General features: G+C 71.7%; 16 protein-coding genes. 7 read left to right on the top strand and 9 right to left on the bottom strand.

All coding sequences use genetic code 11. The annotated features are described in order from the left end of the window. Positions 1 to 2 precede the first annotated feature (2 nt). Genes glgX through treY form a run of 4 tightly spaced genes read left to right on the top strand, consistent with a single transcriptional unit; the run spans position 3 to position 8,954 of the window. Positions 3 to 2,117, top strand: coding sequence for a glycogen debranching protein GlgX (gene glgX / locus FOZ70_RS33880; RefSeq protein WP_219707644.1), 2,115 nt, complete (start codon positions 3 to 5; stop codon positions 2,115 to 2,117). A gap of 8 nt (positions 2,118 to 2,125) precedes the next feature. Beyond that, positions 2,126 to 3,997 (top strand): malto-oligosyltrehalose trehalohydrolase, encoded by a 1,872-nt coding sequence (treZ, locus tag FOZ70_RS33875; protein WP_048028970.1) that lies wholly within the window; start codon positions 2,126 to 2,128, stop codon positions 3,995 to 3,997. After that, complete coding sequence (gene malQ, locus FOZ70_RS33870) at positions 3,994 to 6,192, top strand: 4-alpha-glucanotransferase (protein ID WP_219707643.1); 2,199 nt, start codon at positions 3,994 to 3,996, stop codon at positions 6,190 to 6,192. The genes treZ and malQ overlap by 4 nt, the downstream gene beginning before the upstream one ends. Continuing rightward, a complete protein-coding gene (treY, locus tag FOZ70_RS33865) occupies positions 6,189 to 8,954 on the top strand; it encodes a malto-oligosyltrehalose synthase (RefSeq protein WP_219707642.1) in 2,766 nt (921 codons plus the stop codon). The genes malQ and treY overlap by 4 nt, the downstream gene beginning before the upstream one ends. Before the next feature lie 108 nt (positions 8,955 to 9,062). Here the strand turns inward: treY and FOZ70_RS33860 are convergent, their stop codons facing one another. Beyond that, the gene (locus tag FOZ70_RS33860; protein ID WP_059648781.1) at positions 9,063 to 9,347 is read right to left on the bottom strand and encodes a hypothetical protein; all 285 of its coding nucleotides are present in this window, start codon (positions 9,345 to 9,347) and stop codon (positions 9,063 to 9,065) included. 113 nt (positions 9,348 to 9,460) lie between these two features. Here FOZ70_RS33860 and FOZ70_RS33855 point away from each other — a divergent pair, with 113 nt between their 5' ends. Next, positions 9,461 to 10,711, top strand: a complete 1,251-nt coding sequence (locus FOZ70_RS33855) for a phosphatidylserine decarboxylase family protein (protein WP_059648780.1) — start codon at positions 9,461 to 9,463, stop codon at positions 10,709 to 10,711. Positions 10,712 to 10,729: 18 nt separating this feature from the next. On the opposite strand, the gene FOZ70_RS33850 is transcribed toward FOZ70_RS33855, so the two are convergent. From FOZ70_RS33850 to FOZ70_RS33830, 5 genes are all read right to left on the bottom strand, one after another. Then, the gene (locus FOZ70_RS33850) at positions 10,730 to 10,975 is read right to left on the bottom strand and encodes a hypothetical protein (protein WP_021164227.1); all 246 of its coding nucleotides are present in this window, start codon (positions 10,973 to 10,975) and stop codon (positions 10,730 to 10,732) included. Between the two features lie 262 nt (positions 10,976 to 11,237). Continuing rightward, positions 11,238 to 11,570, bottom strand: coding sequence for a DUF1488 domain-containing protein (locus FOZ70_RS33845; protein ID WP_059485895.1), 333 nt, complete (start codon positions 11,568 to 11,570; stop codon positions 11,238 to 11,240). Positions 11,571 to 11,574: 4 nt separating this feature from the next. Further along, positions 11,575 to 12,123 (bottom strand): type 1 glutamine amidotransferase domain-containing protein, encoded by a 549-nt coding sequence (locus tag FOZ70_RS33840; protein ID WP_059524495.1) that lies wholly within the window; start codon positions 12,121 to 12,123, stop codon positions 11,575 to 11,577. A 258-nt stretch (positions 12,124 to 12,381) separates the two neighbouring features. Then, positions 12,382 to 12,747 carry a hypothetical protein gene (locus FOZ70_RS33835; protein WP_219707641.1) on the bottom strand — a complete coding sequence of 122 codons (366 nt, stop codon included), beginning with the start codon at positions 12,745 to 12,747 and terminating at the stop codon, positions 12,382 to 12,384. An 85-nt stretch (positions 12,748 to 12,832) separates the two neighbouring features. After that, the gene (locus FOZ70_RS33830; RefSeq protein ID WP_219707640.1) at positions 12,833 to 13,261 is read right to left on the bottom strand and encodes a hypothetical protein; all 429 of its coding nucleotides are present in this window, start codon (positions 13,259 to 13,261) and stop codon (positions 12,833 to 12,835) included. 173 nt (positions 13,262 to 13,434) lie between these two features. Between FOZ70_RS33830 and FOZ70_RS33825 the strand changes: the two genes are divergently transcribed. Next, positions 13,435 to 13,791 (top strand): DUF3175 domain-containing protein, encoded by a 357-nt coding sequence (locus FOZ70_RS33825; protein ID WP_021161217.1) that lies wholly within the window; start codon positions 13,435 to 13,437, stop codon positions 13,789 to 13,791. A 42-nt stretch (positions 13,792 to 13,833) separates the two neighbouring features. Next, entirely contained in the window at positions 13,834 to 15,153 is a 1,320-nt protein-coding gene (locus FOZ70_RS33820; protein ID WP_021161218.1) for a cation:proton antiporter, read from the top strand. 5 nt (positions 15,154 to 15,158) lie between these two features. On the opposite strand, the gene ligD is transcribed toward FOZ70_RS33820, so the two are convergent. Genes ligD through FOZ70_RS33805 form a run of 3 tightly spaced genes read right to left on the bottom strand, consistent with a single transcriptional unit; the run spans position 15,159 to position 19,627 of the window. Then, complete coding sequence (gene ligD / locus FOZ70_RS33815) at positions 15,159 to 17,981, bottom strand: DNA ligase D (protein WP_219707639.1); 2,823 nt, start codon at positions 17,979 to 17,981, stop codon at positions 15,159 to 15,161. Positions 17,982 to 18,003: 22 nt separating this feature from the next. Further along, a complete protein-coding gene (locus tag FOZ70_RS33810; RefSeq protein ID WP_219707638.1) occupies positions 18,004 to 19,086 on the bottom strand; it encodes a Ku protein in 1,083 nt (360 codons plus the stop codon). A 37-nt stretch (positions 19,087 to 19,123) separates the two neighbouring features. Continuing rightward, positions 19,124 to 19,627 (bottom strand): YetF domain-containing protein, encoded by a 504-nt coding sequence (locus FOZ70_RS33805; RefSeq protein WP_021161221.1) that lies wholly within the window; start codon positions 19,625 to 19,627, stop codon positions 19,124 to 19,126. Positions 19,628 to 19,636: the final 9 nt, after the last annotated feature.

The following is a 19,636-nucleotide window of genomic DNA, read 5'->3' as shown; positions in this document are numbered from 1 at the left end:
CCATGCCGACCGCCCTGCCCACCCGTCTCGAATCCGGCCGCAGCTATCCGCTCGGCGCGACCTGGGACGGCCTCGGGACCAATTTCGCGGTGTTTTCCGCGCACGCGCAGCGCATCCAGCTGTGCGTGTTCGATCCGACCGGCCGCAAGGAACTCGCGCGCCTCGACCTGCCCGAATGCACCGACGAGGTGTGGCACGGCTACCTGCCCAACGCGCATCCGGGCACCGTGTACGGGTTTCGCGCGGACGGCCCGTACCAGCCGCAGCACGGCCATCGCTTCAATTCCACCAAGCTGCTGCTCGACCCGTACGCGCGCAAGCTGGTCGGCCAGTTCCGCTGGTCGGACGCGCTGTTCGGCTATCGCGTCCATTCGAATCGCGCGGACCTGTCGATGGACCGCCGCGATTCGGCGCCCGCGATGCCGAAGTGCGTGGTGGTCGACGAGGCGTTCGACTGGAGCAACGACCGGCGCCCGCGCGTGTCGTGGCGCAACACGGTGATCTACGAGACCCACGTGCGCGGCACGTCGATGCGCCGCGCCGGGTTGCGCCCGCCCGAACGCGGCACGTTCTCGGCATTCGCGCACCCAGCGTTCATCGATCACCTGCTGTCGATCGGCGTGACGACGGTCGAGCTGCTGCCCGTCCACGCGTTCCTGCAGCAGCGCGCGCTCGTGAACCGCGGGCTGCGCAACTACTGGGGCTACGACACGGCCGCGTTCTTCGCGCCGGAGCCCGCGTATCTCGCGACGCGGCGGCTCGACGAGATGCGCATCGCGATCCGGCAGCTGCATGCGGCCGGCATCGAGGTCGTGCTCGACGTCGTCTACAACCACACGTGCGAGGGCAACGAGCTCGGCCCGACGCTGTCGTGGCGCGGCCTCGACAACGCGAGCTACTACCGGCTCGTGCCGGGCGACCAGCGCTTTCATGTCGACGAGACGGGCTGCGGCAACACGCTGAACCTGTCGCATCCGCGCGTGGTGCAGATGGTGATGGATTCGCTGCGCTACTGGGCCACCGCGTTCAACGTCGACGGCTTCCGCTTCGACCTCGGCGTGACGCTCGGGCGCGAGGCGCACGGCTTCGATCCCGGCGCGGGCTTCTTCGACGCGCTGCGGCAGGACCCGGTGCTCGCGCAGCGCAAGCTGATCACCGAGCCGTGGGACCTCGGCCCCGGCGGCTACCAGCTCGGCCGCCACCCGCCCGGCTTCGCCGAGTGGAACGACCGCTTTCGCGACACCGTGCGGCGCTTCTGGCGCGGCGACGCGGGCCAGCGGCCGGAGCTCGCCGCGCGGCTCGCCGGGTCGGCCGACCTGTTCAACCACCAGCGGCGCCACACGTGGGCATCGATCAATTTCGTCACCGCGCACGACGGCTTCACGCTCGCCGATCTCGTCTCGTATTCGGCGAAACACAACGAAGCGAACGGCGAGGACAACCGCGACGGCCGCGACGACAACTGCAGCGCGAACTGGGGCGCCGAAGGGCCCACCGACGATGCCGCGATCCGCGCGGTGCGCGCGCGCGTCGCGCGCTCGATGCTCGCGACGCTGTTCACCGCGCTCGGCACGCCGATGCTGGTGGCCGGCGACGAGTTCGGCCGCACGCAGCACGGCAACAACAACGCGTATTGCCAGGATAACGAACTGTCGTGGCTCGACTGGGATCTCGCCCACAGTGACGAAGCCGTGACGCTGATGCGCTTCGTGTCGCGGCTCGCCGCGCTGCGGCGCATGTATCCGGTGATGTCCACGCCGGGTTATCCGTCGGGCGACCGCAACGCCGCACCGGGCATGGCCGAGATCGACTGGTTCGACGAGCGCGGCGTCGCGATGACCGTGCCCGCGTGGCAGGACCGCGAACGCCGCGCGCTGACGATGCGGCGTGTCGGCACGGGCCGCACCGGGCGCACCGAGGCGCTGCTGGTGATGCTGAACGCGTCGTCCGAGACGATCGTGTTCGCGCCGCCCGCGCCGATGCTCGAATACCGCGTGCTGGTCGACACGGCCACGCCGGACGCCGGCCCGCGCAACTGGCCGGCCGACGGGCTCGACGTCGCCGCGCATGCAGCCGTGATCGCGGTGGCCGCCGTGCCGCCCGACCCGCCCTCCTGAGGACCGCCATGACATCCCGTTCCGATCGTCCAACCGGCACGCACGCGTTCGAATCGTCGTTCGGCGCGACCTGCGTCGATGCCGAACGCACGCGCTTCCGGTTTTGGGCGCCCGCCAGCCGCACGGCCGCCGTCGAACTGCACGACGATAGCGAACACACGATCCCGATGACGCCCGTCGGCGACGGCTGGTTCGAGACGGTCGCGCCGTGCGGCCCTGGCGCGCTGTATCGCTACCGCCTCGACGACGGTCTCGCGGTGCCCGACCCGGCGTCGCGCTTCCAGCCCGGCGGCGTGGACGGCCCGAGCCAGGTCGTCGATCCGGCGTCGTATCGCTGGCGCGACGGCGCATGGCGCGGCCGGCCGTGGCACGAGACTGTGCTGTACGAGTTGCACGTCGGCGCATGCGGCGGCTACGCGAGCGTCGAGCGGCGGCTGCCGGCCATTGCCGCGCTCGGCGTGACCGCCGTCGAGCTGATGCCCGTCAACGCGTTTCCCGGTTCGCGCAACTGGGGCTACGACGGCGTGCTGCCGTTCGCGCCCGATGCGTCGTACGGGCGGCCCGAGGAGCTGAAGGCGCTCGTCGACACCGCGCACGGGCTCGGGCTGCAGGTGTTCCTCGACGTCGTGTACAACCACTTCGGCCCCGAAGGCAACCTGCTGCCGCGCTACGCGCCCGCCTTCTTCCGCGACGACCGGCGGACCGCGTGGGGGCCCGCGATCGATTTTTCGCACCCGCAGACGAGCGCGTTCTTCATCGAGAATGCGCTGTACTGGCTCGACGAATTCCGTTTCGACGGGCTGCGCATCGACGCCGCGCACGCGATCGGCGACGACGCGTGGTTGCGCGAACTCGCGCGCCGCGTGCGGGCGCATGCGGGCGACACACGCCACCTTCATCTCGTGCTCGAGAACGAACGCAACACGGCGAGCCTGCTCGGCCCCGGCGGTTTCGATGCGCAGTGGAACGACGATTTCCACAACAGCGCGCACGTGCTGCTGACCGGCGAGCGCGACGGCTACTACCGCGCGTACGCCGACGCGCCGCTGCGCCATCTCGCGCGCACGCTCGGCGAAGGTTTCGCGTACCAGGGCGAACCGTCGCCGCTGCACGACGGCGCCGCGCGCGGCGAGCCGAGCGCGCACCTGCCGCCCACCGCGTTCGTCACGTTCCTGCAGAACCACGACCAGATCGGCAACCGCGCGTTCGGCGAGCGGCTGCGCGCGCTCGCGAACGACGACGCGGTGCGCGCGGCCACCGCGCTGATGCTGCTCGCGCCGCCGATCCCGCTGCTGTTCATGGGCGAGGAAGACGGCAGCACGCAGCCGTTCCAGTTCTTCACCGACTATCGCGGCGCGCTCGCCGACGCGGTGCGCGAAGGCCGGCGCCGCGAATTCGCGGCGTTTCCCGCGTTCGCCGATCCCGCGCATCGCGACCTGATTCCCGACCCGAACGACATCGCGACGTTCGTCCGTTCGTCGTCGCACCATCCGCCGGACGACAACTGGCCCGATGCGGCCGCATGGCAGCGCTTCTACCGCAGCGCGCTGACGGTGCGCGCGGTGCTCGTGACGCCGCATCTGCCGGGTGCGCGGGCACTCGGCGTCGACCTGCTCGCGGGCGACGGCGACCCTGCGGCGCTCGTCGCGCGCTGGCGCCTCGGCGACGGCAGCACGCTGACGATCGCGCTGAATCTCGGCTCGCTCGACGCGGCACTGCCCGAACTGCCGGTCGGCAAGATCGTGTTCGAGACGCCGCCGCGCGCCCGCGACCGGCTGCCCGACCTGAAGCTGCCGCCACGCGCGTGCATCGCATGGCGGGACGGCGCGGTCAACCACGATGCGCGGCATCATCGCGCGAACGGACAGAGCCGATCATGACGACCGACGTTTCGATCTCGACACTCGCGCAGGCGGCCGGCCTCGAAGCCGACTGGACCGATGCCGGCGGCCTCGCGCGGCGGGTGGACGACGGCGCGCTCGCCGCGCTCGTCGATGCGCTGGGCTGGCCGTGCGGCACGGCGGCTCAGCGCGTCGACAGCGCGGCGGCGCTCGCAGGCGAACACACGGCGGTGCCGCGCGTCGTGACCGGCGACGCGGGCCTGCCGCTGCCCCTGCCCGCCGCACTTGCGCAACCGGGCGCGCGCTTCCGGATCACGCTCGAAGCGGGCGGACACATCGACGGGCGCCTGGATGCGCACGGCGCATTGCCGCCGCTCGCGATGCCCGGTTACCACGCGCTCGACATCGGCGACCGGCGCATCGGGCTGACGATCGCGCCGCCCCATACGCCCCCGTTCGACACGCGTGCGACGGATGCGGGCAACCGCTGGGGCATCGCGGCGCAGCTCTACAGCCTGCGCCGCGCGGGCGACGGCGGCGCGGGCGACTACACCGCGCTCGCGCGGCTGGCCGCACGCGCGGCGCGGCATGGCGCACAGGCAGTGGCGATCAGCCCGACGCACGCCGGCTATCCGGCGCTGCCCGCGCACGACAGCCCGTATTCGCCGTCGTCGCGGCGCTGGCACAACGTCGCGTATCTCGACTGCGACGCGGTGCCGGGCGCCGAGGCCGTGCGTCACGTGTCCGGCGCGGCAGCCGATGCGCCGCTGATCGACTGGCCGCACGTGCTGCCGCTGAAGCTGCGCCGCCTGCGCGCGTGCTTCGACGCGTGGCGCGCCGACGACGCCCCGTCGCGCGACGCGTTCCAGCGGTTTCGCGCGACGGGCGGCGCGGCGCTCGACGCGCATGCGCGCTTCGATGCGCTGCAGGCGTTCTGCATCGAACACGGGCTCGGGGCGGACTGGCGGCAGTGGCCGGCGCCGTGGCGCGACCCGGCATCGGCGGAAGTCGACGCATTCGCGCACACGCATGCCGATACGGTCGCGTTCCATACGTTCCTGCAATGGTGCGCCGCGCGCGCGCTCGGCGACGCGCAGCATGCGGCACGCCGCGCCGGCATGGCCACCGGGCTGATCGCCGATCTCGCGGTCGGCTCCGATCGCGCGGGCAGCGACGCATGGGCGCACGGCGCGACACTGCTGCGCGGCGTATCGCTCGGCGCGCCGCCCGACCTGTTCAACGCGGCCGGCCAGGCGTGGGGCGTGACGACCTGGACGCCGGACGCGCTGCGCGCGGAAGGTTTCGTGCCGTTCATCGAGCTGCTGCGCGCGGCGTTCGCGCACGCGGGCGGCATCCGCATCGATCACGTGCTCGGCTTCGCGCGGATGTGGATCGTGCCGGACGGCGGCTCGCCGCGCGACGGCGCGTACCTGCGTTATCCGGTCGACGATCTGATGCGGCTCGTCGCGCTCGAAGCGGCCCGCCATCGCGCGCTCGCGATCGGCGAGGATCTCGGCACGGTGCCCGCCGGGTTTCGTGAACGGCTCGGTGCGCAGGGGGTCGCGGGCATGCGCGTGCTGTGGTTCGAGCGCGATGCGGGCGGCGCGTTCCGGCAGCCGTCCGAGTGGGACCGCGACGCGATCGCGACGACGTCGACTCACGATTTGCCGACCGTGGCCGGCTGGTGGCGCGGCGTCGACCTGGCCTGGCGGCAAGCCGCGGCCCAGGCCGCCGCGCAGCACGACGACGCGGACAGGCACGACGTGGCCGCTCCCGCACCGGACGACGCCAGTGCGCACGATTCGGACGAAATCGTGCAGGCGCGCGAGCACGACACCACGCCGCGCCCGGAAGCCGGCAACGCGGCGCCGCCCGACGCGTCCACCGGCCTTCCCGCCGCGCACGCGGAACGCGCCGCCGAACGCGCGGCGTTATGGCATGCGCTGCAGCAGGCCGGCTGCGCGCCGGCCGGCGGCACCGCCCCGCCGGCCGATGCCCCGCCGGTCGGCGCGATCCTCGCGTACGTCGCGCGCAGCCCGTCGCCGCTCGCGATCGTGCCGCTCGAGGACCTGCTCGCGCTCGACGCGCAGCCGAACCTGCCGGGGCCGCCGTGCGGGCATCCGAACTGGCGGCAACGGCTGCCGCGCACGATCGACACGCTGTTCGACGCCGACGTGCGCGAACGCATCGCCGCCGTCGTGCAGGCGCGCCGTTCGAGGGAGCGCGGCGCATGACGCCGCGCGCGACGCTGCGGCTGCAGCTTCATGCCGGTTTCACGTTCGACGACGCGGCCTCGCACGCCGACTACTTCGCGCGGCTCGGCGTGAGCCACCTGTACCTGTCGCCGGTCTCGGCCGCCGAACCGGGCTCGCGGCACGGCTACGACACCGTGGATTACGGCACGCTCAATCCCGAACTCGGCGGCGAAGCAGGTTTCAATCGGCTCGTCGACGCGTTGCGCGCGCGCGGCCTCGGCGTGATCGTCGACATCGTGCCGAACCATATGGGCGTCGGCGGCTCGTCGAACGGCTGGTGGAACGACGTGCTCGAATGGGGCCCCGCCAGCCCGTATGCGCGCCATTTCGACATCGACTGGCATCCGCCCGATCCGGCACTCGACGGCAAGGTGCTGCTGCCGTGTCTCGGGATGCCCTACGGCGACGCGCTCGCGGCCGGCGACATCACGCTGAACGCAGACCCAGCCAGCGGCCGTTTCTTCATCGCGTGCCCCGGACGGCGGCTGCCAGTGGCGGCCGCCACCTATGCCGACATCCTGCGCCTCGCGAACCGCGCGGACCTGAACGCGCTCGCCGAACGCTTCGACGCCGCGCCGGCGCGCGACAGTGCACGGCTGGCCGCCGCGCATGCCGCGCTGCGCGATCACGCGGCCGCGCACGGCCCGCACGCGCTCGACGCGGTGCTGCGCGGCGCCGATCCGCGCGTCGCGCGCTCGCGCACCAGCCTGCACCGGCTGCTCGAACGCCAGCATTACCGGCTCGCGTGGTGGCGCACGGCCGCCGACGAGCTGAACTGGCGGCGCTTCTTCGACATCGCGACGCTCGCGGCCGTCCGCGTCGACGACGACGCGGTGTTCGACGCCGTTCACGCGCTGCCGTTGCGCCTGCACGCGGCCGGGCTCGTCGACGGCATCCGCGTCGATCACGTCGACGGCCTCGCCGATCCGCGCGCCTACTGCCGACGGCTGCATGCACGACTGGCCGCGCAGCGCAGCGCGCCACCGTATGTCGTCGTCGAGAAGATCCTCGCGCCGGGCGAATCGCTGCGCGCCGACTGGGGTGTTGCCGGCACGACCGGCTACGACTTCATGAACGACGTCGGCGCGCTGCTGCACGACCCGGCCGGCGCCGAACCGCTCGCCGCGCACTGGGCGGCCGTGTCGGGCTCGACGCGCACGTTCGCGCGGGAAGCGCTCGACGGCAAGCGGCGCGTGCTGATGCGCCAGCTCGCCGTCGAGCATGCGCGCGCCGCGCGGCTGCTGCACGGGATCGCGCGCGCGTCGCCCGCCACGCGGGACGTCAGCCTGATCGCGATTCGGCGCGTGCTCGGCGAACTGGCGGTGCGGCTGCCCGTGTACCGAATGTATCCGGCACCGCGCGAGGAGCCTGACGATGCCGACCGCCGCGTGCTCGCGCTCGCGTACGAAAGCGCGTGCGCGGCCATCGATCCGGCCGACCGGTTCGCGCTCGATCGCGTCGCCGCGTGGCTGGGCTTGCCGGCCGCACGCGTGCCGCGCGCGAACGCCGACGCGCTGGCCGCGGCGCGCGTCGCGTTCGCGCAGCTCACCGCGCCGCTCGCCGCGAAAGGCGTCGAGGATACGGCCCACTATCGCTACGGCCGGCTGCTGTCGCGCAACGAGGTCGGCACCGACGCCGGCGACTTCAGCCTGTCGCGCGGCGCATTCCATGCCCGCAACCGGCGCCGCGCGCGCACCGTGCCGCACGGGCTCGTCGCGACGGCCACGCACGACCACAAGCGCGGCGAGGACGCGCGCGCACGGCTCGCGGTGCTCAGCGAGATCCCGGACGCATGGCGCGCGGTATCGCTCGACTGGAGCGCGCTGAACCTGCCGCACCGGGGCCGCGCGCATCGCGATCTCGCGTGGGCGCCGGGGCCGGCCGCGGAGGCGATGCTGTACCAGACGCTCGTCGGCTGCTGGCCGCCGGCACTCGCGCCCGACGATGCGGCCGGGCTGGCCGGACTCGCCGCGCGCGTCGCGCAGTGGCAGACGAAAGCATTGCGCGAAGCGAAGCGGCACAGCGACTGGCTGGCGCCCGAACCGGACTACGAGCACGCCTGCGAAACATTCGTCCGCGCGATCCTGACGCCGCGCGGCGCCGGCGATTTCGCGCACCGGCTGCATGCGTTCGTCGCGCGGATCGCACCGGCCGGCGTCGTCAACAGCCTGACGCAGACGACGCTGCGGATCGCGTCGCCCGGCGTGCCAGACCTCTATCAAGGGACCGAGTGCTGGGATCACTCGCTCGTCGATCCGGACAACCGGCGCGACGTGCCGTTCGACGCACTGGCGGCCGAACGGGTCGACGATCCGGTCGCGTCGTACCTGCCGGCCTGGCCCGATGCGCGCGTGAAACGCGCGCTGATCGAGCGGATGCTCGCGCTGCGCGCGCGGTGGCCGGCGACGTTTGCGGACGGCGCGTACGTGCCGCTACGCGTGCGCGGCGGGCTCGCGCGGCACGCGGTGGCGTTCGCGCGGTGCGACGCGGCCGCCACCGTGGTGATCGTCGCGACGCGGCTCGCGAGCCGGTTGCTGGGGGAAGCGCCCGGGATGCCGCGCGTGGCGCCCGCACAGTGGGGCGATACGGCTGTCGTGCTGCCGCGCGGAATCGCGGGGCCGTGGATCGACTGGCTGAACGATCGGGACACGATCGATGTGCCCGACGGGGTGCTGGCGCTACGCCGCTGCCTGGCCGGATTGCCTGTTGCGGTGCTCGTGGCGGCGCGTGTCGGCAGCTGAAGGCGCGCGGCCCTGCAGACGTGTGTCGCACCTCGCATGCCGGCGATCGTCGATCCAATCGACCGAACGTCGGCGACCTTGCGCACGTGCCCAAGCGCGATTGCCCCGTCACGACCACTCTTCGGGCGGTATCGCCCCGCCGTCGTCCTCCCATAGCGGGTTGCCCTTCCTGTCGCCGTCGTGCGCGGCCACGGGCCCGCTCGTCCCGCTCGCGCCACCTGAGCCGCCCGCGCCGCGCCCGGCCGGTCGACGCGTGTCGCGCGACGCCGCCTTGGCCGGCCGCACGCGTGTACGCGTCGGCGTCACCGTGTGCTGTCCGCCGCCGTGCCGCGCGTCGGTTGCGCCCGTCTCGTTCGTCTTGTTCGCCTGTCGTGCATTCGAAGCCGCGTTCATCTTCGTCTCCCGTGTCAAAAAAAACGGACGAACGATCGCCGCAATTTCGGTGCCGCCGCCGGGCAAGCATCTTGCTGATCACGGTCATGACGAACCGACGTCCGGAGGAAGCGATGCCGACCGACCGCAACCCGCCGCCCGCCACGCGCCATCGGCTCGGCGAATGGATGGCGTGCGAAGAAGCCCACATGGCCGCGTTCCGCGAACGGATCGCGGCGGAGGCCCGCGCCCATGCCGGCGACCGCTTGCGCACGCCGGCCGTGCAGGCCCTCGCGCGGCTGTTCGACGACCACGCCGTCCTGCGCATGGGCCTGACCCGCGCGATCGACGAGGCGCTCGACGCGGGCCTGCGGCTCGGCTACGCGTCGATCGGCGAGCTGATGACGGTGCTCGATCACCTGATGACCTATACGCCCCCTTTCAGCGAAGCGAGCCTGATCGTGTGCCCGATCAACGCATTCCTCGACTGGCCGATGTGCATGCCGTCGGGCCATGCGGTGTTTCGCGACGCGACCGTCAACGCGCACCTGAAGTGCGTGCTGAACGTGTGGTGCGACTTCCTCGGCGGCCCGCATTCGCGCACGCATCTCGACACGTCGGCGCCCGACGGCTGGTTCTGCGACGCGGCGCGCAGGCGCCTGGGGCTGTCGCAGTTCCAGTATCGCGACGACCAGCCGCACCTGGGCTTCGACTCGTGGAACGACTTCTTCACGCGACGCTTTCGCGACGGCGCGCGCCCGGTCGAGGCACCCGACGATCCGCACGTGATCGTCAGCGCATGCGAGGCCGCGCCGTACCACACCGAATCGAAGTTGAAGCTGCGCGACACGTTCTGGATCAAGGCGCAGCCGTACTCGTTGCGCGACCTCTTCACGCCCGCATGGCTGCCGCTCGCCGAGCGGTTCGTCGGCGGCGACATCTACCAGGCCTACCTGAGTGCGTACAACTACCATCGCTGGCATGCACCGGTGCGCGGCGTCGTCACGCACGCGTACCGTGTTGACGGAACCTACTACTCGGTCGCGGAGGCCGAAGGCACCGACCCGGCCGGGCTGAACGACTCGCAGGGTTACATGACGGCCGTCGCCACGCGCGCGGTGGTCGCGCTCTCCTGCGACGATCCCGGCATCGGCACCGTGGCGGCCGTGTTCGTCGGGATGGGCGACGTGTCGTCGTGCGTGATCGACGTCGTGCCGGGGCAGCGCGTCGACAAGGGCGACGAGATCGGCTACTTCCAGTTCGGCGGGTCCACGTACTGCCTGCTGTTCGAAGCCGGTGTGATCGACCGCTTCCTGCCCGCGCCGCCGTTCGACAGCCGGACACCGGTCGTCCAGGTCAACGCGGGCGTCGCGATCGCGCGGTGAACGGCGCGGCGCCGTGCATCACGCGTCGTTCATGTCACTCAGGTCAGTCACGTCGGTCGCGACCCCGTCATGCCGCTGCACGCACTTCAGAACCGACAAGCCGCCGGCCGTCAACACGGGCCGACGCTCGCCGGACGCGTCGTCGCGCTGCATCACGATCAGTTGTTGCTCGACGAGGGCGACGACGTCGTCGCGGTCGATCTGGATCTGCTCCGGTGCGTGATGCACCAGGAACAGCACGGCAAATTCATGGGCGGTCAGCATGCTCGTTCCCCGTCTGCGGCTACGTGCGATACGACGAACGGTCGCATCGGCATGCGGCGCGAATCGTGCGCCGGCAACCGGTCATTCATGCAGGGAACATGCCAGCCGACACGACGCGCACCGCACCGCGCGCTCGGCACGCAGCGCGATGTGGCACCGGGCGATGCCTGCGACGCGCGGCAAAGTTTTCAACGGCGTGTAATGCGGGCGGCCGGATCGCCGGATGCGGCGCGGAACGACGCTTCGGGAAGCGCGACGGGGGTCAGGACTTCCCCGGCCCAAACAGCCCGGCCCGCGCCCGACCGCCCGGCGCACGGAAATAACCGCTATGCAGCACCACGTCCGCCCCGCCGCCGTCGGCCAGCACCTCCGCGCACGCGGCCTCGATGCGCGCACGGCCGCGTTCGAACGCATCGCGCAGGTCGGCCTCCAGCGCGGACTGCGCGCCGAAATGATCCTCCAGCGCCTCGACCGTGATCGCACAGGTCTGCGGCACGCCATCGACGTCGACGACGAAACTCAACTGCAGCGCCGCTCCGTCGAACACGGGCGGCGTGTCGGTCAGCGTCACGCGGCGGGCGGCATCGGCCGGCATCGGCTTACGCCCCCCGCGACGCGAGGCGCTCGACCAGCGCGCCGTTGAACGCGGGCAGGTCGGCGGGCTTGCGGCTCGTGATCAGGTTGCCGTCGCGCACGACCTCCTCGTCGACCCACTTGCCGCCCGCATGACGGATATCGTCCTGCAGGCTCGGCCAGCTCGTCATCGTGCGGCCCTCCACGAGCCCGGCCGACACGAGCAGCCAGCCGCCGTGGCAGATCGCCGCGATCGGCTTGCCGGCGCCGACGGCCGCCGTCACGAATTCGCGCGCCGCCGGCAGCATCCGGATCGCGTCGCCGTTCACGACGCCGCCAGGCAGCACGACCGCGTCGTAATCGCCTTCGCGCGCATCGTCGAACGTGCGGTCGACCTTCACGCGCCCGCCCTTGTCGACGTGCCGGAAACCCTGGATCTCGCCGCGCTTCTGCGAAATCACGTCGACCTGCGCGCCCTCGGCCGAGAGCGCGCGCTGCGGCTCGACGAGTTCGGCTTCCTCGAATCCGTCGACCGCGAGGATGGCTACCTTGCAATGCTCCAGCCTGCCGCTCATGTATGTCTCCTTCGGATGGGCGGCACACGTCGTGCCGCATCGGTCGTCCAGCAATCGGCATGCCGGCCGCCGGGCGCGCTGCATCTGCACGCGCAGGGTCGCACCCGCTCGCATCGCGACCCCGGCCGGGGAACGACCCGCGATCGCATCGAGGCCGGCACGCGCATGCGCCCGGCCGGCCCGTTCGACGTCGCCGCGCGCCCGGCTGCAAAGATTTCAACGGGATGTAATCCGATGCGGCACGTCGGCCCGCATCGATTACTGCAGGTGCCGCGCCGCATCGAGCATCGCGTCGGTCAGTTCGATCGTCAGCGTCAGGTTTTCGTCGGTGTCGGGCAACTGCTCGAGCGTCTGCTGCACGGCCTCGTGCAGCATCGCGTGCACGCGCGTGCGTGCGCCGTCGTCGAGATCCGCGTAATGCTCCATCGTGTCGCAGTCGAGCGCGAGCACGACCGAATACCGTGCCGCCTCGGGCGGCGCCTCGAGCGCATTCGCCCATGCCGCATGGAACATGACCCTGCCCGTCGCGACGTCGACATGAACCGTCGTATCGAGATCGTCCACGTCGACCGCCTCGCCGTCGACCTCGTCGTTCTCCAGCCAAATCCGGGAATTCGATTGCATGATGTCCTCCTGCGTGGTGGCCGCGCGCCCGTCCCGGGAAACCGCGCCGCCATCGCGCCGCGCCGGCCGCGCCGGCACGACACCGTCAATAACCGCTCGAACCCGCGCTGCCGGCCCCGCCGCCGCCGGTGCCCGTCGACCCCGGCGAGCCGCCGTTGCCGGCGCCCGTGCCACCTGTGCCACCCGTGCCACCCGTGCCGCCGCCAGCACCGCTCCCGCCCGCGCCTGCGCCGTTGGGGCCGCCGCCCGGCTTCACGTGGTCGGCCGCGCCGCCGTGCGAGCGCATGCCGTGCGTCGCGCCGTGCCGCTGCGTGCGGGCCGGCGGGGGCGGCGCGGCCGTGTTGCCGTTGGTGCCCGGTGTCGACATGTCCATCGACGGAATGGGCGCGCCCGTCCCTTCGTCGGGGCGCTGCGAATTCTGCCCCCATGCGGCCGGCGCGGCCGCGACGATCGCGACGGCGGCACCGGCGAGCACGCGCCGCGCGACACACTTCGATTCGAATGCTGGCTTCATGACGTTTTCTCCCTGGTGATGATTCCGTAACGGGCATGCCTGCTCGTTCCGTTTCGCAACGCCCTTCCAGCAATGCCCATGCCGACGTCCGCACGCGCCCGCGGCGCGGCACGCGGATTGCGTCGCCCGTCTCCGCAGGACCATCCCTCGACCCCAACACGGAGCCCCGTCACATGCCTTCCGCTTCTGCTTCCCACGCACACGGCAAGCGCCTCACGCGCCGTCCCGGCCGCGCCCGCAGCGCCGATCCGGCACACCGCAAGCGCTGGTCCGGCGAAGTCACGCAACGCAGCGATGCGCTCGACATCGAGCCCGACATCTTCAAGTCAGACGATCCGGCGGCGATCGCCGCGTCGCTGAAGCGTTCGGCCGAACACAGCCGCCGCCGCAAGGCGTCGCCGTTCCAGTCGGCGATGTCGATGCTGAACTTCTACGTGAACCGCGCGGGCCGCAATCTGCCGAAAACGCGCCGCACGACACTCGAACGCGCGAAACGCAAACTGCGCGAAGCATTCGGCCGCAAGCCCTGACCGTTTGCGCGTCCGCCTTCCCCGCCCACCGCGAGCCCGCGCATGCATGAGACGCTCTGGTACCTGATCATCGGCGCGGTGCTGCTGGGCATGGGCGTCGCGACGTCCGCGCTGCGCCACCTGCCGTGCAGCACCGCGATGATCTATCTCGTGCTCGGCGTCGCGCTCGGCCCGGCCGGCGCCGGCCTGCTGCATCTCGACCTCGAACGCGACGCGCCGCTGCTGCGTGAAATCGTCGAAATCGCGCTGCTCGTGTCGCTGTTCGCGATCGGGCTGCGGCTGCGCGTGCCGCTGACCGACCGGCTGTGGCTCGTGCCGTGCCGCCTCGGCTTGCTCGCGATGATCGTCACCGTGCCGCTGCTCGCCGCGTGCGCGGTACTCGCGCTCGGGCTCGGCTGGGGCCCGGCGCTGCTGCTCGCGGCGATCCTCGCACCGACCGACCCCGTGCTCGCGCACGACGTGCAGGTGCACGACCCTGGCGATCGCGATCTCGTGCGCTTCGCGCTGTCCGGCGAAGGCGGGTTGAACGACGGCATCGCGTTGCCCTTCGCGCTCGCGGGGCTCGCACTGTGCGGCACGCGCGAAGCGACCTACGGGCTCGCGCCGCTGTCCGGCGCGTTCGCGCTCGTCGCGCTGTGGGGCATCGCGGGCGCGGCCGCGATCGGCGGCGCCCTCGGCTGGGTGACGACGAAACTGATCGGCTGGCTGCGCACCCAGTACGCGCAGGCGCTCGGCCTCGAAGGCTTCTTCGCGCTCGCGCTGATCGTGCTGTCGTTCGGCGCCGCGCAGCTCGCGCATACGTTCGGCTTCATCGCGACGTTCGCGGCCGGTGTCGCGATGCGCCGCGTCGAACACCGTGCGAGCGGCGACCGCAAGCCACGCGAAGTGATCGGCCAGATCGATTCGGAAGACGTCGTCGCCACCGAGAAGCATCCGGAGAAGGCGCACGCGTTCATGACCGAATCGGTGCTCGGCTTCACGATCGAACTCGAACGGATCGCGGAAGCCGTCGTGATGACGATGGTCGGCAGCGTGCTCGCGACGCTGCCGGGCCCGCTGCTCACGTGGGGGGCGGCCGCGCTGGCCGCCGTGCTGTTCGTCGTCGTGCGACCGCTCGCGGTGCTGGTCACGCTTGCCGGTTCGCGTGCGACGCAGGCGCAGCGTCGGCTGATGGCCTGGTTCGGCATTCGCGGGATCGGCTCGTTCTACTACCTGCTGTTCGCGATCGAGCACGCGCCGTCCGGCGCGGTGCGCTCGCTGGCGGCACCGGTGCTGGCCGTCGTGTCGGCGTCGGTGATCGCGCACGGGATCTCCGCGACGCCGCTGATGAACTGGTATCACCGGCTGCAGCATCGGCGCTGACGGGTTCACGTCGGCGCCCCGAGCCGCGCACGCATCGACGCCGTGATGCGCTGGCGCGTGTGCGCGTAGCCTTCCCACGGGTCGTGTTTCAGCGCGTCGAGCCGTGCGCGGAGCGTGTCGATCGTCCATTGCGCGCCGCCCGTCGTAGCGGGCACCTCGTCCCATTCGAGCGGCACCGACACGCCCATGCCGGGCCGCGCACGCACCGAGTACGCGGCGATCGTGCTCGCGCCGCGGCCGTTGCGCAGGTAGTCGACGAAGATCCTGCCGCGCCGGTGGCGCGGCCCCATCGTCGCGGTGAAGCGCTCGGGCAGCGTAGCGGCGACGTGCTGCGCGACCGCGCGGGAGAAGTCCTTCACGTCGTCCCAGCCCGCATGCCGCGTGAGCGGCACGACGACATGCAGCCCCTTGCCGCCGCTCGTCTTGCAGAACGACACGAGCCCCAGTTCGTCCAGCAACCCGCGCACGATCTGCGCGGCGTCGATCATCGCGCGCCACGGCAGCGCCGGATCGGGATCGAGGTCGAACACGATCCGGTCGGGCCGCTCGATGTTCGACGCGTGCGCGTTCCACGTGTGCAGCTCGATCGTGCCCATCTGCGCGGCGCCGAGCAGCGCATCGACGCTGTCGATCGACAGCAGCGGGCCGTGGCCGGGATCGAGTCCCTCGAGCTGCTTGACGAACGGGATTTCGCGGCGCTCCGCATGCTTCTGGAAGAACAGTTCGCCGGCGATGTCGCCCGGCGCGCGCACGAGCGACACGGGCCGGCCTTTCAGGTCGGGCAGCAGCCACGGCGCGACCCACAACCAGTAATGCGCGAGGTCAATCTTGCGCGTGCCGCTGCGCGGGTCGAGCACGCGATCGGGATGCGTGATGCGCACGCGGCCGACATGATCGACGCCCGGTTCGCCGTGCGCGCGGCCGGTGGACGCATGCGATCGTGCGCGCGGCCGGCGGTCGTGACCGGTATCGGTATGCGGTGCATGCGGGTGGTTGTCATGCGGGTTGCCATGCGCTGCGTGAGGTTCGTCCATCGTCGTCTCCGATTCGGTATGGCGCGGCACCTCGCGGACGATCTGCCGCGCCGGCTTGTCTTCGCGCAGCGCGATGAACGACGCCTGCCGCACGATCCCGTCGCCCGTCCATTCCGCGAATTCGCATTCGGCGACGAGCGTCGGCTCGACCCAGTGCACGCGTGTACGCGACCGTTCGCGCGGCGGCGGGTCGAACGGCGTCGTGTCGCGCTCATGCTTGCGCAGCATGGCCGCGAGCCGGTCGAGCAGGCGCGTGTCGAACCCGGTGCCGACGCGGCCGACATAGCGCAACGGCGGCGTGCCGCGTGTCCGCTTGCCGCCCGCGTCCGGCGCATGGACGCCGAGCAGCAGCGCGCCGAACCCGTGCCGGCTGCCCGACGGCTCGGTGTAGCCGCCGATCACGAACTCCTGCCGCCGCCGGCATTTCAGCTTGATCCAGGCGGGCGAGCGGCCGCCGCGATAACGCGAGTCCGCGCGCTTGCCGATCAACCCTTCGAGCCCCGTGTCGCACGCGTGCGCGATCAGCGGCACGACGTCGTCGCCGAGATCGGGTGAAAAACGCAGCCGGGCCGGATCGCTGCCGGCGAGCAGCGGTTCGAGCAGCGCGCGACGCGCGGCGAGCGGCACGTCGCGCAGGTCGTATCCGTCGAGAAACGGCAGGTCGAACACGAACAGCGTCACCTCATCCGAGCGGCCCGCGCCGAGCGCGTTCTGCAGTGCCTGGAAATCGGGCAGGCCGTTCTCGCCGAGCACGACGGCCTCGCCGTCGAGCCATGCGTTGTCGACCTCGAGCGCGGCGAGCGCATCGCGCGGCGCACGCAGTTTCGCGGTCCAGTCGCGGCCTTCGCGCGTCATCAGCGTGACGTGCCGCCGCGCGCCGCGACCCGCGATCCGCGCGAGGATCCGGTAACCGTCGAATTTCACTTCGTAGCGCCAGTCGCCGTGCGCGGGCGGCGCATCGACCAGCGTCGCGAGTTGCGGCGCGACGCGCTCGGGCAACGCCGCACGCACGGCGCCGTCCACGTGCGACAGGTCGGCCGACGGCCTGCCCGGGTCGTCGTGCGGCGCGTCGCTCATGTCTGGCGCATCGCCGTGGCCGCGCCGCGCGGCACGCGCAGGGGGCGGCTTGTCGCCGTTCCCCTTCGTGCGCGCGGCCTGCGTGTGCCCGTCATGCACGCTGCCCGGCCGCTGCGCGACGACATCGAATGCCGCCGCATCGCGCGCGTCGTCGTCGCGTTCCTTGATCAGCAGCCATTGCTCCTGGCGCCCCTGCTGCCGCCCGCTGCGCACCAGCGCCCAGCCGCCGTGCAGCTTCGCGCCGTCGAGCCGGAACGTCAGCTTGCCGGCACGGTAGCCCGCGCGTGCCTGCGCGACGCCGCCGTCGGGCGTCCACGTTCCTTCGTCCCACACGACGACCGAGCCCGCGCCGTAATGTCCGGCCGGAATCTCGCCTTCGAACGACGCGTATTCGAGCGGATGATCCTCGACGTGCACGGCCAGCCGTTTCACCGCCGGATCGACACTCGGCCCTTTCGGCACGGCCCACGATTTCAGCGTGCCGTCGAGCTCGAGACGGAAGTCGTAGTGCAGCCGCCTCGCGTGGTGTTCCTGGATCACGAAGCGCAGCGGCCGGGCCGTGCGCGCGGACGTTCCCGCCTGCCGCGACTGACGCGACTGCCGCGACTTCCTCGCGTCCGCCTCGGCGGGTGCGCGCCGCCGCCCGTGCGCGCCCTCGGGTTCCGGCGTCGCATCGAAGCGGCGTTTGCGGCGATAGGGGTCGAGTTTCGCGGCCATCGCGTCGTTCTCCGTTGCGCGATCATGCGGCGTGCTTGCGGCGCGCGGCGATCTTCTTCGCCGGGTGCGCCACGGCCGTGCCGTGCTTCGCGGCCGCGCGTTTTGCGGGCGCCTTCGCGGTGCCCTTTTCAGCGCCCTTCTCGGCCCCCTTCGCGGCAGCCTTCGCAGCCCCCCTCGCGCCCCCTTTCGCCGGTGCTTTCGCAGCCGGTTTGCGCCGCGCACCGGCAGCACGCGAAGATGCCGGCGCCCCGGCATCCGCCTCGTCGCCCGCCTCGTCGCCCGCCTCGTCGCCCGCATCGGCTGCCCGCGCACTGCCGCCCTTCAGGCTGCGTTTCAGCAATTCGGTCAGGTCGACCACGTTGGACGCCGCGCGCCCCGTCTGCGCGGGGCGATCCTCGATCTCCTCGATCCGGCCCGCGCGCACCTTGCGCTCGACCAGGTCGAGGATGTCGTCGCGAAACGTGTCGTGATACTCGTCCGGCGTCCACGAACCCGACATGTCGTCGATCAGCTTCTTCGCCATCGCGAGTTCGCGCGCACTGACGCCCGCGCGCTTCGCGTCGCCGGCCGGCACCGACAGTTCGTCGAGCGGGCGCAGCTCCTCCTGCCAGCGCAGCGTGTCGAGCGCGAGCAGCGGCCCGACCGGGATCAGCGCGCCGAGATGCTGACGGTCGCGCATCACGACGTGCGCGATGCCGATCTTGCCGCTGTCCTTCAGCGCATCGCGCAGCAGCGCGTAGACCTTTTCGCCCTTGCGGTCCGGCACGAGGTAATACGGCGTGTCGAGATACAGGAACGACACCGCGCCTTCGTCGACGAACGTGACGATGTCGACCGTCTGCGTCGATTCGGGGTTCGCCGCGCGGATCTCGTCGTCGGTCAGCACGACATAACGTTCCTTCTCGTACTCGTAGCCGCGCACGATGTCCTCGCGCGTGACTTCCCTGCCGGTGCGCTTGTTGATCTGCCGGTAGCCGACCGGGTCCATCGAGCGCCTGTCGAGCAGCCGGAATGACGGCTTCACGGTACGCGTGGCCGGGAACAGCTGCACGGGCACATGAACGAGCCCGAAGCTGATCGCGCCTTTCCAGATCATCCGTGCCATCGAGGTCCTCCTTGCGGCGTGTGTGGTCCGGCGAACGTCACGGCCTGCGGCAACGGCTGCGCCGCACGATGCTGACGTGGCCGTTGCGCTCCAGGATCGCCGCGTCGACGTCGGACAGGTCGGTCGCGCCGAGCGCCTGCCGCACGCTTTCGCGGATGTCGGTCGGCGTGAGCAGCGCGGCGCGCATCTGCGCGTCGTCGAAGCGGCCGTTGCGATACACCTCGCGCTCGACGCCCACCAGCAGCCGCTCGAGCCGGCGCGAGCGCACGCAGGCCCAGCCGATCGCGCGATGCAGCAGCGCGATCGCGAACGACGCCGCGACGGTCGCCACGAACGGCGACGCACCGACCACCGCGCGGCTCAGGATCGCGCCGAGCAGGATCCCGACCACGTAGTCGAACGGCGAACGCTGGCCGAACGCGCGCCGCCCCGCGATGCGGATCAGCACGAGCGCGACCAGGGACACGACGATCGCGCGCAGCGCCATCTGCCCGGGGCCGAGCATCCGGCCCTGTCCGAACAGCGCGACGACGATGTCCATGATCGCGCG

The sequence above is a fragment of the Burkholderia sp. COPS genome, assembly GCF_019425585.1.
Taxonomy (GTDB): Bacteria; Pseudomonadota; Gammaproteobacteria; order Burkholderiales; family Burkholderiaceae; genus Burkholderia; species Burkholderia cepacia.
The sequence above is the reverse complement of the archived record's forward strand: the minus strand, read 5'-3'. Positions and strand labels throughout refer to the sequence as shown.

Bases quoted from the DNA above. Each gene is read 5' to 3' on its own strand.
- glgX (WP_219707644.1), top strand. From the start codon at position 3: ATGCCGACCGCCCTGCCCACCCGTCTCGAATCCGGCCGCAGCTATCCG.
- treZ (WP_048028970.1), top strand. From the start codon at position 2,126: ATGACATCCCGTTCCGATCGTCCAACCGGCACGCACGCGTTCGAATCG.
- malQ (WP_219707643.1), top strand. From the start codon at position 3,994: ATGACGACCGACGTTTCGATCTCGACACTCGCGCAGGCGGCCGGCCTC.
- treY (WP_219707642.1), top strand. From the start codon at position 6,189: ATGACGCCGCGCGCGACGCTGCGGCTGCAGCTTCATGCCGGTTTCACG.
- FOZ70_RS33860 (WP_059648781.1), bottom strand. From the start codon at position 9,347: ATGAACGCGGCTTCGAATGCACGACAGGCGAACAAGACGAACGAGACG.
- FOZ70_RS33855 (WP_059648780.1), top strand. From the start codon at position 9,461: ATGCCGACCGACCGCAACCCGCCGCCCGCCACGCGCCATCGGCTCGGC.
- FOZ70_RS33850 (WP_021164227.1), bottom strand. From the start codon at position 10,975: ATGCTGACCGCCCATGAATTTGCCGTGCTGTTCCTGGTGCATCACGCA.
- FOZ70_RS33845 (WP_059485895.1), bottom strand. From the start codon at position 11,570: ATGCCGGCCGATGCCGCCCGCCGCGTGACGCTGACCGACACGCCGCCC.
- FOZ70_RS33840 (WP_059524495.1), bottom strand. From the start codon at position 12,123: ATGAGCGGCAGGCTGGAGCATTGCAAGGTAGCCATCCTCGCGGTCGAC.
- FOZ70_RS33835 (WP_219707641.1), bottom strand. From the start codon at position 12,747: ATGCAATCGAATTCCCGGATTTGGCTGGAGAACGACGAGGTCGACGGC.
- FOZ70_RS33830 (WP_219707640.1), bottom strand. From the start codon at position 13,261: ATGAAGCCAGCATTCGAATCGAAGTGTGTCGCGCGGCGCGTGCTCGCC.
- FOZ70_RS33825 (WP_021161217.1), top strand. From the start codon at position 13,435: ATGCCTTCCGCTTCTGCTTCCCACGCACACGGCAAGCGCCTCACGCGC.
- FOZ70_RS33820 (WP_021161218.1), top strand. From the start codon at position 13,834: ATGCATGAGACGCTCTGGTACCTGATCATCGGCGCGGTGCTGCTGGGC.
- ligD (WP_219707639.1), bottom strand. From the start codon at position 17,981: ATGGCCGCGAAACTCGACCCCTATCGCCGCAAACGCCGCTTCGATGCG.
- FOZ70_RS33810 (WP_219707638.1), bottom strand. From the start codon at position 19,086: ATGGCACGGATGATCTGGAAAGGCGCGATCAGCTTCGGGCTCGTTCAT.
- FOZ70_RS33805 (WP_021161221.1), bottom strand. From the start codon at position 19,627: ATGGACATCGTCGTCGCGCTGTTCGGACAGGGCCGGATGCTCGGCCCC.